12 protein-coding genes are annotated in these 12794 nt (G+C 66.7%); all 12 read right to left on the reverse strand.

Annotated features, from left to right (window positions below):
- Nucleotides 1-76: 76 nt before the first annotated feature.
- The 12 genes from AD89_RS0114560 to AD89_RS0114620 all read right to left on the reverse strand — a co-directional run bounded on the left by AD89_RS0114560 (nt 77) and on the right by AD89_RS0114620 (nt 12765).
- Nucleotides 77-1498, reverse strand: coding sequence for an AI-2E family transporter (locus AD89_RS0114560; protein WP_231488713.1), 1422 nt, complete (start codon nt 1496-1498; stop codon nt 77-79).
- A complete protein-coding gene (gene der, locus AD89_RS0114565; RefSeq protein WP_025780108.1) occupies nt 1499-3010 on the reverse strand; it encodes a ribosome biogenesis GTPase Der in 1512 nt (503 codons plus the stop codon).
- Complete coding sequence (cmk, locus tag AD89_RS0114570; protein ID WP_025780110.1) at nt 3007-3666, reverse strand: (d)CMP kinase; 660 nt, start codon at nt 3664-3666, stop codon at nt 3007-3009. The genes der and cmk overlap by 4 nt, the downstream gene beginning before the upstream one ends.
- Nucleotides 3663-4751: a prephenate dehydrogenase gene (locus AD89_RS0114575; RefSeq protein ID WP_025780112.1), complete on the reverse strand. Its 1089-nt coding sequence runs from the start codon at nt 4749-4751 to the stop codon at nt 3663-3665. Before AD89_RS0114575 ends, cmk begins: the two co-directional genes overlap by 4 nt.
- Nucleotides 4748-5608 carry a pseudouridine synthase gene (locus AD89_RS0114580; RefSeq protein WP_025780114.1) on the reverse strand — a complete coding sequence of 287 codons (861 nt, stop codon included), beginning with the start codon at nt 5606-5608 and terminating at the stop codon, nt 4748-4750. The genes AD89_RS0114575 and AD89_RS0114580 overlap by 4 nt, the downstream gene beginning before the upstream one ends.
- A 17-nt stretch (nt 5609-5625) precedes the next feature.
- Nucleotides 5626-6291 (reverse strand): SMC-Scp complex subunit ScpB, encoded by a 666-nt coding sequence (scpB, locus tag AD89_RS18775; protein ID WP_025780116.1) that lies wholly within the window; start codon nt 6289-6291, stop codon nt 5626-5628.
- On the reverse strand, nt 6288-7106 hold the full coding sequence (locus AD89_RS0114590; RefSeq protein WP_025780117.1) for a segregation and condensation protein A: 819 nt from the start codon (nt 7104-7106) through the stop codon (nt 6288-6290). Before AD89_RS0114590 ends, scpB begins: the two co-directional genes overlap by 4 nt.
- 68 nt (nt 7107-7174) lie before the next feature.
- A complete protein-coding gene (locus tag AD89_RS0114595; protein ID WP_025780119.1) occupies nt 7175-8044 on the reverse strand; it encodes a ParA family protein in 870 nt (289 codons plus the stop codon).
- A gap of 38 nt (nt 8045-8082) precedes the next feature.
- A complete protein-coding gene (xerD, locus tag AD89_RS0114600; protein WP_025780121.1) occupies nt 8083-9033 on the reverse strand; it encodes a site-specific tyrosine recombinase XerD in 951 nt (316 codons plus the stop codon).
- 6 nt (nt 9034-9039) lie between these two features.
- Nucleotides 9040-9822 (reverse strand): NUDIX domain-containing protein, encoded by a 783-nt coding sequence (locus AD89_RS18780; RefSeq protein WP_081770500.1) that lies wholly within the window; start codon nt 9820-9822, stop codon nt 9040-9042.
- A gap of 118 nt (nt 9823-9940) precedes the next feature.
- Nucleotides 9941-11620 carry a CTP synthase gene (locus AD89_RS0114615; RefSeq protein ID WP_025780125.1) on the reverse strand — a complete coding sequence of 560 codons (1680 nt, stop codon included), beginning with the start codon at nt 11618-11620 and terminating at the stop codon, nt 9941-9943.
- Between the two features lie 8 nt (nt 11621-11628).
- Entirely contained in the window at nt 11629-12765 is a 1137-nt protein-coding gene (locus AD89_RS0114620; protein WP_025780127.1) for a glycosyltransferase, read from the reverse strand.
- Nucleotides 12766-12794 lie beyond the last annotated feature (29 nt).

The raw sequence follows: 12794 nt of genomic DNA on the forward strand, positions 1-12794 counted from the left end.
AGAATATGGGATTCACCGGACCGCGGGCAGCGTCAGACCGAAGCCGCCGAGCGCTTCCGCCGCCCCCGCTGACTCGTCAGTGCGCAGCCTGATGCTTCTTCAGGCCCTTGAGCAGTTCGGCGCGTCCGGTGTCCGGATCGGAGGCGAGAAGGATATTGACCCACCTGGCCTTCGGGTCAGCGTCGACCAGCAGGGCCTTGATCAGCAGGGTCGCCGGCAGCGCCAGCAGGGCGCCGAGCCAGCCGAGGATCCACACCCAGAACAGCAGGGACAGGAACGAGATCAGCGGGGTCACACCCACCGACTCGCCGGTGAACTTCGGTTGGATGATCGCCTGGATGACGAAGTTGAGCACGCTGTAGGCGATGACCACCCACAGCGCCGACTGCCAACCGCTGTCGACCAGCGCCAGCAGAGCGGGCGGGATGAGACCGATGACGAAACCGATGTTCGGAATGTAGTTCGTCAGGAACGCGAGCACACCCCACACCCAGATGAGCGGGACGTCGATGATCGCCAGGGCGATGACGTCGAGGAATGCGACGATGAGGCCGAAGACCGTCGCCACCACCCAGTAGCGGCGGACGCCGCTGGCGAAGTCGCCGATCGACGCCGACAGTGACGGCTTGACGTCGAGCAGCATCGCCATCCGCTTGTCGATGCCCATCGAATCCATCGCCACGAAGAACACCGCCATGATGACTGTGGTCAGCAGGCCTGCCACCGACGACAGATTCGTCAGCAGCGGGTAGATGGCGTCGAGCACGGAACGGACATCGAAACCGGAGAGCTGCTGCTGGATCACCGAGGACGTCACTCCGATGTCCGACAGCAGCGCCAGCGCGTTCTGGTACGTGGCGGCGAGTTCGTAGCTGTAGCTGGGGATGAGGATGACGAGCTCGGCGACCGACCACGCGGTGAGGCCGAAGAACGCGAAGATCATGCACAGCACGAGTACGACCGAGATACACGCCCCGATCGCCCGCGGCACCTTGATCCGAGTGAGCAGCCGCTGCACCGGGTAGACGACGATATAGAAGTTCAGGGCGAGGAACACCGGGGCCACGATGTCCTGGAGTCCGCGGAAGAACATCAGCGCATAGGCCAGCCCCGCCAGCGTCACCGCGATCATCAGCGCTCGCGCCGGCGGCCGCGCATGCCAGGGTCGTGGCTCGCCTGCCATGCCGGGTTCGGAGCCGGGTGCGAAGCCAGGTTCCACCGTCACCGAGGCGGCCGAACCGGGAGCGTTCCCCACCGAGGCGGCCGAACCGGGAGCGTTCCTCGCCGAGGCGGCCGGTGCGGCCGTCCCCGACGCAGGGTCCGCGCCTGCGGGCTTCGAGGCCGACGCAGAGTTCGACGCAGGGCCCGCGGGCTCGGAATTCGCGCCGGGCACCGGTCGTGAGGACGGCGCAGACTCGGCCGGGCGTGCGGCATCGCCGGGAGATCCGGCCGCGCTGTCAACGGCGCCCGATGCACTCGTCTGCTCGTCCTCGTTCATTCAGCGTCCCCGACGCTTCTCACGGATGCGCATCGAAACCTCGATGGGGGTGCCCTTGAAGCCGAAGGTCTCGCGCAGACGACGGATGATGAACCGACGATAACCGGGATCGAGGAAACCGGTGGTGAAGAGCACGAACTTCGGCGGACGCGACTGCGCCTGAGTGCCGAAGAGGATGCGCGGCTGCTTACCACCGCGCACCGGGTGCGGATTGGCTGCGACGAGTTCACCGAGGAACGCATTGAGCCGTCCCGTCGGAATGCGGGTGTCCCAGCCGTCGAGAGCGGTCTCCATCGCCGGCACGAGCTTCTCCGCGTGACGTCCGGTCTTCGCCGAGATGTTCACGCGCGGTGCCCACGCCACATGTCCGAGGTCCCGTTCGATCTCCCGCTCGAGGTAGAAGCGGCGTTCGTCATCGAGCAGATCCCACTTGTTGAACGCCAGCACCACGGCGCGTCCCGCCTCGACGGCGGTCGTGACGATACGGACGTCCTGCTCGCTCAGCGGCTCCTGCACTTCGAGGAGGACGAGGGCCACCTCGGCGCGTTCCAGTGCGGTCTGTGTCCGCAGCGCGGCATAGAAGTCGGCGCCGCTGGCCTGATGGGCACGACGACGGATGCCGGCAGTGTCGACGAAGCGCCACTGCTTACCACCGAGCTCGATGAGCTCGTCGACGGGATCACGAGTGGTGCCGGCGACATTGTCGACGAGCACCCGGTCGGTGCCGATGAGCTGGTTGAGCAGGGAGGATTTGCCGACATTCGGACGACCGACGAGGGCCACCCGACGCGGTCCGCCCTCTTCGACACGGGTGTCGACGGCCGAGACCTCGGGCAGGATCGTCAGCACTTCGTCGAGCAGATCGGCGACTCCCCGACCGTGCAGCGCCGAGACGGTCCACGGCTGGCCGAGGCCCAAGCCCCAGAGTTCGGCGGCCATGAGTTCGCCGCGTTCGTCGTCGACCTTGTTCGCGGCCAGCAGGACCGGCTTCTTCTTCCGGCGCAGCATCTTCACGACCATCTCATCGGTCGAGGTCGGACCGGTCGTGGCATCGACGACGAGCAGGACGGCATCGGCCATGTCCACGGCGACCTCGGACTGGATCGCAATCCGCGAGGCCATGCCCTTCGAGTCCTGATCCCAGCCGCCGGTGTCGACGAGGGTGAACTCCTTCGTGTTCCATTCCGCCCGGTAGCTCACCCGGTCACGGGTGACTCCCGGAACGTCCTCGACGACGGCTTCGCGGCGGCCGAGGATGCGGTTGACCAGCGTCGACTTGCCGACGTTGGGGCGACCGACGACGGCCAGCACCGGTGCGGCGCCGAGGGCCTCGTCTTCGTCGTCGTCGAAGCCGTAGGCACGCAGCAGCTCACGGTCCTCGTCTTCGAGCTCATAGCTTTCGAGTCCGGCCTCGAGCGCGGTCGCCCGCTGCTCGGCCTCCTCGTCGCTGATGCTCTCGACACGGTCGACGAGGTCGTCGTCGGGTGTCTCATGGAATTCGGATTCGCTCATTGTGAGTCCTTCACCAGCTGCAGCACCGTCTCGACCACCTGGTCGAAGTCGATGTCGCTGGTATCGAGTGTGAACACTCCGTCGGCGGCCTCTAAGAAGCTCGTCGTGGCGGAGTCCTTGGCGTCACGGCCCGTGACGAGGTCTTGGGTGGCGGCGATCGCCTCGGCGTCGGCATTGCCGTGCACTTCCTTCGCCCGGCGGGCCACACGGACCTCGTCGCGGGCGGTCATGAGGATGCGCACATCGGCGTCGGGGGCTACCACGGTCGTGATGTCCCGGCCTTCGACGACGATGCCCTCGGGCGCGGCGGCGATATAGGCCCGCTGCATGTCGATGAGCTCCTCGCGGGCGTCGACGACGCCGGAGACCGTCTGCACGTTCGCGGACACGTCCGCACTGCGGATATCCTCGGTGACGTCGATGTCGTCGACGGAGACGAAGAATTCGTCGGGGCTCAGCGAGATCTCCAGATCCGCACCGCGCACCTGCTCGAGCACGTCGACGGGGTCGGTGACCCCGCGGTTGAGGCACAGCCACGCCATCGCCCGGTACATCGCACCGGTGTCCAGGTACTGGAAGCCCAGCCGACGCGCCACCTCCTTGGCGGTGCTCGACTTGCCCACTCCGGACGGTCCGTCAATGGCTACGACGCTCATGCAGTTCCTTCTTTCTCGATGGCGGATTCGGGGATCTGCCATCCCTTCGACAGCAATCCGATCTCCAGCTCCTGCTGGATGGCCGGGACCACGGACACGTCGACCATGCCCAGTTTCCGACCGGAGGCGTGATCCATCCGGAAATCCTCGACATTGACGCCGAGGTCGCCGATGTCCTTGAACAGCCGGGCCAGCATTCCGGGCGTATCCGGAACCAGGATCGTGACAACAGCATAGGTGGTCGGCGGCTGCCCGTGCTTGCCGGGAATCCGGTCGTGGCCTTCGTTGCCCAAAGCGATCGCCTTGGCGAGCAGTCCAGTCGACCCGGGTCCGAGTTCGAGTGCGCCGATGACCTCGTCGAGTTCGGTGCGCAGAGCGACGAGCACGGAACGGACCTCCTCGGCGTTGCCGGTCAGGATCTGCGTCCACAGGCCCGGGTCCGAGGCGGCGATGCGCGTGACATCGCGCAGTCCCTGTCCGGCCAGCGAGATCTCCTCCAAGGGCGCATGCCGCAGCTGCGAGGCGACCAGGGAGGAGACGATCTGCGGCACGTGCGAGACCTTCGCGACCGCGGCATCGTGGATGCGCGGATCCAGGTGGAGCACGGAGGCGCCCGTGTCCTCGGCCATGGCGATGACCTCGCCGAGGCGGTCGGCCGGGGTGTCCTCGTCCGAGCAGATCACCCAGGGTCGGGCCGTGAACAGGTCCGATTGGGCGGCGATCGCCCCGGACTTCTCCCGTCCGGCCATCGGATGGCAGCCGATGTAGCGATCGAGCTGAGTGCCCGTGACCAGTTCGCGCACCGCTTCGAGCAGACGGGTCTTGACGCTGGCGACGTCCGTGACCGTGGCGTTCGGGTAGTCCTCGAGGGCCGCGGCGATGACGCGGGCGGCGACGTCGGGCGGGGTGGCCACGACTACGATGTCCGGGTGTTCGGGTGCACCGACCTGACCGGCACCGAGGTCCGCGGCGAGCTGCTGCGCGGTCGGCGACGTGTCTTCGAGACTCACATGATGGCCCTGGGCACTCAGCGCCAATCCCAGGCTGGCACCGAGCAGGCCGGTGCCGATGATATGGACTCTCACAGACCGACGGCCTCGAACAGTGCGCCGACCTCGTCGGAGCGCAGCGGGCGGATCTTGCCCTGCTTCTGCTCGTCGAGGACGATCGGTCCGAACTTCAGCCGCACGAGGCGCTCCACCGGGTGGCCGATCTCGGCCAGCAGGCGGCGCACGACGCGGTTGCGGCCGGAGTGGAGGGTGAGTTCGACGACGGACTTGCCGGGAGTCGAATCGACGAGCTTGAAATCATCGACCTTGACGAAGCCGTCCTCGAGGTCGATTCCGGCCTTGAGGATGGCTCCGGCGTCCTTCGCCAGCTGGCCCTTGACCTTCGCGAGGTAGGTCTTCGGAATCTCGTAGCGCGGGTGGGCCAGCCGGTTGCTCAGCTCCCCGTCGTTGGTGAGCAGGATGATGCCTTCGGTCTCCGTGTCGAGACGGCCGACATGGAAGAGGCGCTCGTTGTTGTTGCGCACATAGTCGGCCAGGCAGGGCCGGCCCTCTGGGTCGCTCATGGTCGACACGACTCCTGCGGGCTTGTTGAGCACGAGGTAGACCTTCTTGGTCTGTGTCGAAATTCTCACTGTGTCCACGTACACGGACTGCGTTTCCGGGTCGATCCGGGTGCCCAGCTCGGTGACGATGCTGCCATCGACCTCGACGCGACCGTCGACGATGAGCTGCTCACAGGTACGACGTGATCCCAGACCCGCCTCGGCGAGCACTTTCTGCAGCCGCACACCCCCGCTGACGTGGGCGTCCGATGTCTGCCCGGCACCCGACCCGCCGCTGCTGGAGGCGTGATTGGCCGTCGCTGCGCGTTGTTTTCGGCTGGGTCGGTTCTGGCGCCCGCCGGGGGCGCGGTGATCACGGTAGGGACTCATACATCCATTCTCTCAAATCAATCAGCGACTCGTGACATCTCAGCGGTCGAATCGGAATCGGCGTCGAGATCGTCGTCGGAATCGTCGTCGAGGGCGCCGTCGATCTCGGCGAGCACCTCGGTGTCCTGCGCGCCGAGTTCGGCGACGTCGGCGTCTTCGGGCAGATAAGGGGCGATGTCCGGCAGATCGTCGATCGCGTTCATGCCCATCGTGTCGAGGAACGTACGTGTGGTGGCATAGAGCAGCGCCGAGGTGGTCGCCTCCCTGCCGGCTTCGACGATGAGTCCGCGCAGCAGCAGAGTGCGGATGACACCGTCGACGCTGACTCCGCGGATGGCGGCGATGCGGGGCCGGGAGATCGGCTGCCGGTAGGCGATGACCGCAAGCGTCTCGAGTGCGGCTTGGGAGAGTTTCGCACTCTGCCCGGCGGTGAGGAAGTCCTTGACGACTTCGTGGTAGTCGCCGCGGGAGAAGATGCGGAAACCCCCGGCGACGTGACGGATCTCGAACCCGCGCTGGCGGTGGTCCTCATCCCCGTCGTAGTCGGCTTTGAGGATGCGGATGGCTTCGAGGACGGTGTCTTCGTCGAGGCCGAGGGAGCCTGCGAGGTCGGCGGCGGTCACGGCCGAATCGGTGATCATGAGCACGGCCTCGATGCCGGCGAGGATCTCGTCATCGATCATTCCGCACTCCCCTCTTCTTCTTCGACTTCTTCTTCATCGCCGCTCCAGTCGCCTTCGGTGCGCAGGTCGACTCCGTCTTCGTTCATCTCGGTCCGGTGGATGAGCAGCCGCCCCAGGGGTTCGGGCTGGTCGAAGTCGCAGAGGCCGACCTTGAACAGTTCGAGCAGGGCGAGGAATCTCGCGACGACGACCAGGGTGTTCTCGGCCGTTTCGAGCAGGTCCTGGAAGTCGACGTCTCCGACGCGCAGCAGGGACAGGATATGCCCGCGCTGCTCGGAGACGCTCACGAGCGGCAAGTGGATATGATCGACGGCGACGCTGGGCGGGGTGTGATCGCGTTGGAGCACGGTGGCGAAGATTCCGGCCAGTTCGCCGGGTCCGATGTTCAGTTCCAGCGGCGGCAGCACGTCTTGGAACTGGGGCTCGAGGTCGACATCGCGGGGGGCGCGGCTGGAACCGGCGGCCATCGCCTCGGCCAGGTAACCGGACACGGACTTGTATGCCTTGTACTGCAGCAGCCGGGCGAAGAGGAGGTCTCGGGCCTCGAGCAGCTCGAGGTCGAGGACCTCTTCTCCCTCTTCATGCGGCAGCAGCCGGGCCGTCTTGAGGTCGAGCAGGGTCGCGGCGACGAGGAGGAACTGGGAGATCTCGGCGAGGTTCGCCTGATCCTTGAGCTCGGTGGTGTAGGCGATGAACTCATCGGTCACCTCGGCCAGCGCGATCTCCGTGACGTCGAGGCGACGTTTCGAGATCAGACCGAGCAGCAGATCGAAGGGTCCGGTGAAGTTCTCCAACCGCACCTGGAAGCCCTGCACGGCGTCATCGCCGGAGTCGGCGTCGGTAGGAACGGGGGCCGCCTCCTCCTCGTGGACTGCGGAGTCGCTCAGGGTGCGCCTCCGCGGGCGATGAGCTCCCGGGCCAGTCGACGGTAGGCTTCGGACCCGGCATGCTTCGGGGCGAAGCTCGTGATCGGTTCGGCGGCCACGGAGGCGTCGGGGAACTTCACAGTGCGGTTGATGACGGTCTCGAAGACCTTGTCGCCGAAGGCTTCGGTCACGCGCGACATGACTTCCTTCGAGTGCAGGGTCCGCGAGTCGAACATCGTGGCGAGGATGCCGTCGACCTCGAGCGAGGGGTTGAGTCGGTCCTGAACCTTCTCGATGGTCTCGACGAGCAGGGCGACACCGCGCAGGGCGAAGAACTCGGTCTCGAGCGGGATGACGACGCCGTGGGCGGCGGTCAGGGCGTTGACGGTGAGCAGTCCCAGCGAGGGCTGGCAGTCGATGAGGATGACATCGTATTCGTCGGCGACCTTCGACAGGGCGCGGGCGAGCACCTGCTCGCGGGCGACCTCGCCGACGAGCTGGACTTCGGCGGCGGAGAGGTCGATATTGGCCGGCAGGATGTCGATGTTGTCGAAGTCCGTTCCCACGATGACTTCGTGCGGGTCCAGGCGCGGGTTCATCAGCAGGTTGTAGATGCTGATGTCGAGTTCATAGGGGTTGAGTCCCAGTCCGACGGACAGTGCGCCCTGCGGGTCGAAGTCGACGAGCAGCATCTTGCGGCCGTACGCGGCCAGGGCTGCACCGAGGTTGATCGACGAGGTGGTCTTGCCGACCCCGCCCTTCTGGTTGACCATCGCGATGATGCGGGCAGGTCCGTGCGACGCCAGGGGTGCCGGCTCCGGGAAGTCCTGGGGCTCGCCTGCTGCCGACTTCTGTTGGGGGATATCCAACGCCTCTTGCGTATTCATCTCTCGGATGGCCACCTTTCGTTGCTCTGCGTCCAACCCTACCGCGCCCGAGGGTGCGAGGTCGCGTACACTTCCCGCAGTGTGTCCTCGGAGACTTTCGTATAGATCTGCGTCGTCGTCACCGAGGCATGGCCGAGCAGCTCCTGGACGACGCGGATGTCCGCTCCGCCCTCGAGCAGATGCGTGGCGAACGAGTGCCGGAAGGTATGCGGAGACACCTCGGTGCCGATGGCCGCCGCTTCACCGGCGTCCTTGACGATCTGCCATGCCGAGACCCGGGAGAGTCGGGTGCCGCGGGCATTGAGGAACAGGGCCCCGGCCGGAGCCGAGGATCTCGCTTTCGCCGCCATCGACGGCCGCACCCGCGACACCCAGGCCCCCAGGGCTCGGGCGGCGTGGGATCCGACGGGCACGATCCTCTCCTTCCCGCCCTTTCCGTAGAGCCGGACGAGCCCGGAGTCGAGGTCGAGATCGTCGAGGTCGACGCCCACGGCTTCGGAGATGCGCGCCCCCGTGGCGTAGAGGAGTTCGAGAAGGGCCGCGGCCCGGATCTGGACGGGTTCCTCACCGTCGGTGGTCGCGATCATCGCTTCGATCTCGTCGAGCGCCAGGGCCTTGGGCAGCCGCAGTCCTTCCTGCGGTGGGCTGACCTCGGAGGCCGGATCCGTGGGCGCGAGGTTCTCCCCCAGTGCGAAGGTGTGGAATCGGCGCACCGCAACGAGTGCGCGTGCCCGGGTCCGCGGTGCCAGTCCCGAATCGAGCAGGTGGAGGGCGAAGTTCTCCACCTGCCGTCGATCGACGTCGCCGAGGCGGCTCACCCCGTCGTCGGTCAGCCAGATTCCGTATCGGGCGAGGTCACGGGCGTAGGCGTCGATCGAGTTCATCGACAGTCCCCGTTCGAAACGCAGGGAGGCGAGATAGGACCCGAATGCGCGCCGCAGGTCCTCGGGAAGGTCCTCCGGCAGCAGTTCGGCGCCGTGCCGAGCCATAGGGTCTCAGTCCTCGCCCGCGCCGGTCTGTGTCGACGGTGAGTTCCCGTCACCGGCACCGGTCGTCTCGGCCATGGCCGAACCGGTGGTCTCGACGGTGGCACCGCGGCCGAAGTCGGGGCGACCGTCGACGAGTCGCCTCGGCGCATCGACGGCACGCAGTTTGACCGGTGCTCCCGCTGCTTCGGCGCGCAGCACGCGGTCGACCTGGAAGATCGCCAGCTGGGCGATCGCGTTGGTGATCCGCCCGTCGGCCACGGCCTCGAGTGCGTCGTCGATGCCGACCCAGGCGAAGCGGAACCCTGCCTCTTCCTCGCCCCGTTCGTGACGGTCGGCTTCGGGCACGTAGGACAGCCCGCGGGCGAGGTAGAGACGCATCGTCTCGGAGCTGCCGCCCGGGGTCAGGCAGGAGTCGCTGAGCACGTCCCAGTGTGCGGCCGTGAGGTCAGCTTCCTCGATAAGTTCCCTCTTCGCCGCGTCGAGCGGGTCCTCGCCGGGGATGTCGAGCAGACCGGCAGGCACCTCCCACAATCGGGCGCGGACGGGGTGCCGGTACTGCTGGGCCAGCAGGATCCGCTGATGCTCGTCGACGACGGCGATGCCGACGGCCCCGGTGTGCGCCATGAGATCGCGGACGAGCCCGGAGGCCTCGGGCAGGTCGAAGGTCTCCTTGCGGATGTCCCACACCGCGCCTTCGTAGACGACCTCGGCGGAGGTGATCGGCGGGATCACCGGTTCGTCGGCGAGGGGCTGTTCATGGTCTGTGCTCATCTCATGGTCTGTGCTCATCGGCGCTCTCCCTGAAATCGACGGTGGTGAACTCACTGGTGCTGAACTCGACGGTGACGGAACGGCGAATGCCGCCGGCGCTGGCGCCGACGGCATTCGCTGTGAGGATGGACAAAGGTCACTGACGCTCGAGTGCGGCGGCGACCAGACCCGCGAACAGCGGGTGCGGTGAGGTCGGCCGCGACTTCAGCTCGGGGTGCGCCTGGGTGGAGACGTAGAACGGGTGCGACTCTGAAGGCAGCTCGACGAATTCGACGAGCTCACCGTTCGGTGAGGTTCCGGAGAACTCGAGCCCCGCCTCGGCGATCTGCTCGCGGTAGGTGTTGTTGACCTCGTAGCGGTGACGGTGCCGTTCGCTGATCGTCGTCTCCCCGTACACGCCGGCCACGACGCTGCCTTCGGTGAGCTTCGCCTCGTAGGTGCCCAGGCGCATGGTGCCGCCCAGGTCGCCTTCGCCTTCGACGATCGAGAGCTGCTCGGCCATGGTCGCGATGACCGGAACCGTGGTCTCGGGATCGAACTCGGACGACGACGCGGCTTCGAGTCCGGCGACATTGCGTGCGTATTCGATGACCATGCACTGCAGACCCAGGCACAGGCCCAGGGTCGGAATGCCGTGGGTGCGGGTGTACTCGAGTGCGCCGAGCTTGCCTTCGATGCCGCGGATGCCGAAGCCGCCGGGCACGCAGATCGCGTCGAGGCCGGACAGGGCCGCTTCCGCGCCGGCTTCGGTGGAGCAGTCATCGGACTGGATCCATTTGATCCTGACCTTCGCGTCGTTGGCGAAGCCGCCGTGGCGCAGGGCCTCGGTGACGGAGAGGTAGGCGTCGGGCAGGTCGATGTACTTGCCGACGATGCCGATGGTGACGTCCCGGGACGGGTTGTGCACGCGTTCGAGTACCCAGTCCCACTTCGTCCAGTCGACGTCGCGGAAGGGCAGGTTGAGGCTGCGGATGACGAACACGTCGAGGCCGCCGTCGTGGAGGACCTTCGGGATGTCGTAGATGCTCGGGGCGTCGACGCAGGAGACGACCGCGTCGGTCTCGACGTCGCAGGCTCCGGCGATCTTCGCCCGGATCGAATCCGGCAGCTCACGGTCGGAGCGGAGCACGATCGCATCGGGCTGGATGCCGATGGAGCGCAGGGTGGCCACCGAGTGCTGGGTCGGCTTCGTCTTCAGCTCCCCGGAGGGCCCGAGGTAGGGCACGAGGGAGACGTGGATGAAGAACACGTTGTCCCGGCCGATGTCGTGACGGACCTGGCGGGCCGCCTCGAGGAAGGGCTGGGATTCGATATCGCCGACGGTGCCGCCGATCTCGGTGATGATGACATCGGGACGGTCCGCCTCGGGGCGTTCGGCCTGAGCACGCATCCGCGCCTTGATCTCGTCGGTGATGTGCGGGATGACCTGGACGGTGTCGCCGAGGTATGCGCCGCGGCGTTCCTTCGCGATGACCGAGGAGTAGACCTGACCGGTGGTCACATTCGCCGCACCGTCGAGGTCATTGTCGAGGAAGCGCTCGTAGTGGCCGATGTCGAGGTCGGTCTCGGCGCCGTCTTCGGTGACGAAGACTTCACCGTGCTGGAAGGGGTTCATGGTGCCGGGATCCACGTTGAGGTAGGGATCCAGCTTCTGCATGGCCACGGTGAGGCCGCGCTGAGTGAGCAGATGGCCGAGGCTCGATGCCGTCAGACCCTTGCCCAACGAGGAGGCGACGCCTCCCGTGACGAAGATGTGCTTTGCCGTATGTGTGCCGCCAGGGCCAGTTCGATTCACCACGGAATTTGATTCTATCAAAGTCCGGCTCACGAATCCGAGACTGCTTCGACCTCGGCATACAGATCGAGCAGCGTCTCCGAGATCGCCGCCCCGTTGCTGACGTCGATGACCCGCTTCTTCGCCGCCACGGCGGAGGTTCCGCGTCCGGCCGGGTCATCGAGAAGATGATTGATCTCACGCAGCAGCGCTTCCGTGTCGTCGGCGGGAACGGCCTGCGCGGCCTCTCCCCAGATGCCGGCGCGGCGTTCGCTGCCGATGAAGACCGCCGGCTTCGACAGCTGCATGAGGTCTTCGTGGGACAGACCCGTCATGGTTTCGCTGGCGATGACGACATCGGCGGCGGCCGCGACATCGACGAGGTCGCCGGCCGGCGCCACGAGGACTCCGCGATCGGAGAATTCCCGCGAGATCGTCGAGCGGTCCTTGCCGGTGCCGGTGAGGACGAAGACGACCTTGCGGTCGCGGCGACGCTGGTTGATCTGGTCGGCGGCGTCGAGGACGGTCGCCAGGGCCGTGTGGTCACGCAGCGCGATGGGGCTGGCGACCATCCAGGTGCCTTCGCTCAGCCCGAGTTCGCGGCGGACCTCGGCCCGCGGTGTCCGCACGGTGAGGTCGACGTCGATGTCCGGGTGGACGAGTTCGGCGCGTTCGACGACCGGAACGCGGCCGCCGTAGTAGTCGACGACGGGTTCGGTCGTGCCGAGGACCGCGGTGGCCGTGCGGCCGACGATCTCGGCTCCGGTCTTCTCGATGACGTTCGCGGAGTCGAAGGATTCGACGGTGGCGACGACCTTCGGGTGCAGTCGTGCCGGCAGACCGGTGAAGGCCAGCCCGGCGAGCGTCGCCGCATGCAGTCCGTGTGCGTGGACGATGTCGACGTGCTGGTAGTACTTGTGAAGGGTGAAGGCGGAACCGGGGTCAGCGGTCGTGAGTCGACGACGGGCGGTGAGCTCGATCTCGCGGAATTCGCCGGCCAGCTCCTCCGGGACGCCGAAGGTCCCCAGCAGAGACCGGTGTGCGGCGACGGCGACCTTGAAACCGGCCCGGAGGTGACCGAGCACGGCGAGCTTCGCCACTTCGACGACGGGACCGGTGGTGTCGGCGAGCACGTGCAGAATCCTGGTGTCTGCGCTCAGTGGGTTGACCTCGCCGGATTCGCTCATTTCCTCATCCTCTTCTTTCGTTCGACGCT

The sequence above is a fragment of the Brevibacterium sp. VCM10 genome (genome assembly GCF_000583215.1).
Lineage (GTDB): Bacteria > Actinomycetota > Actinomycetes > Actinomycetales > Brevibacteriaceae > Brevibacterium > Brevibacterium linens.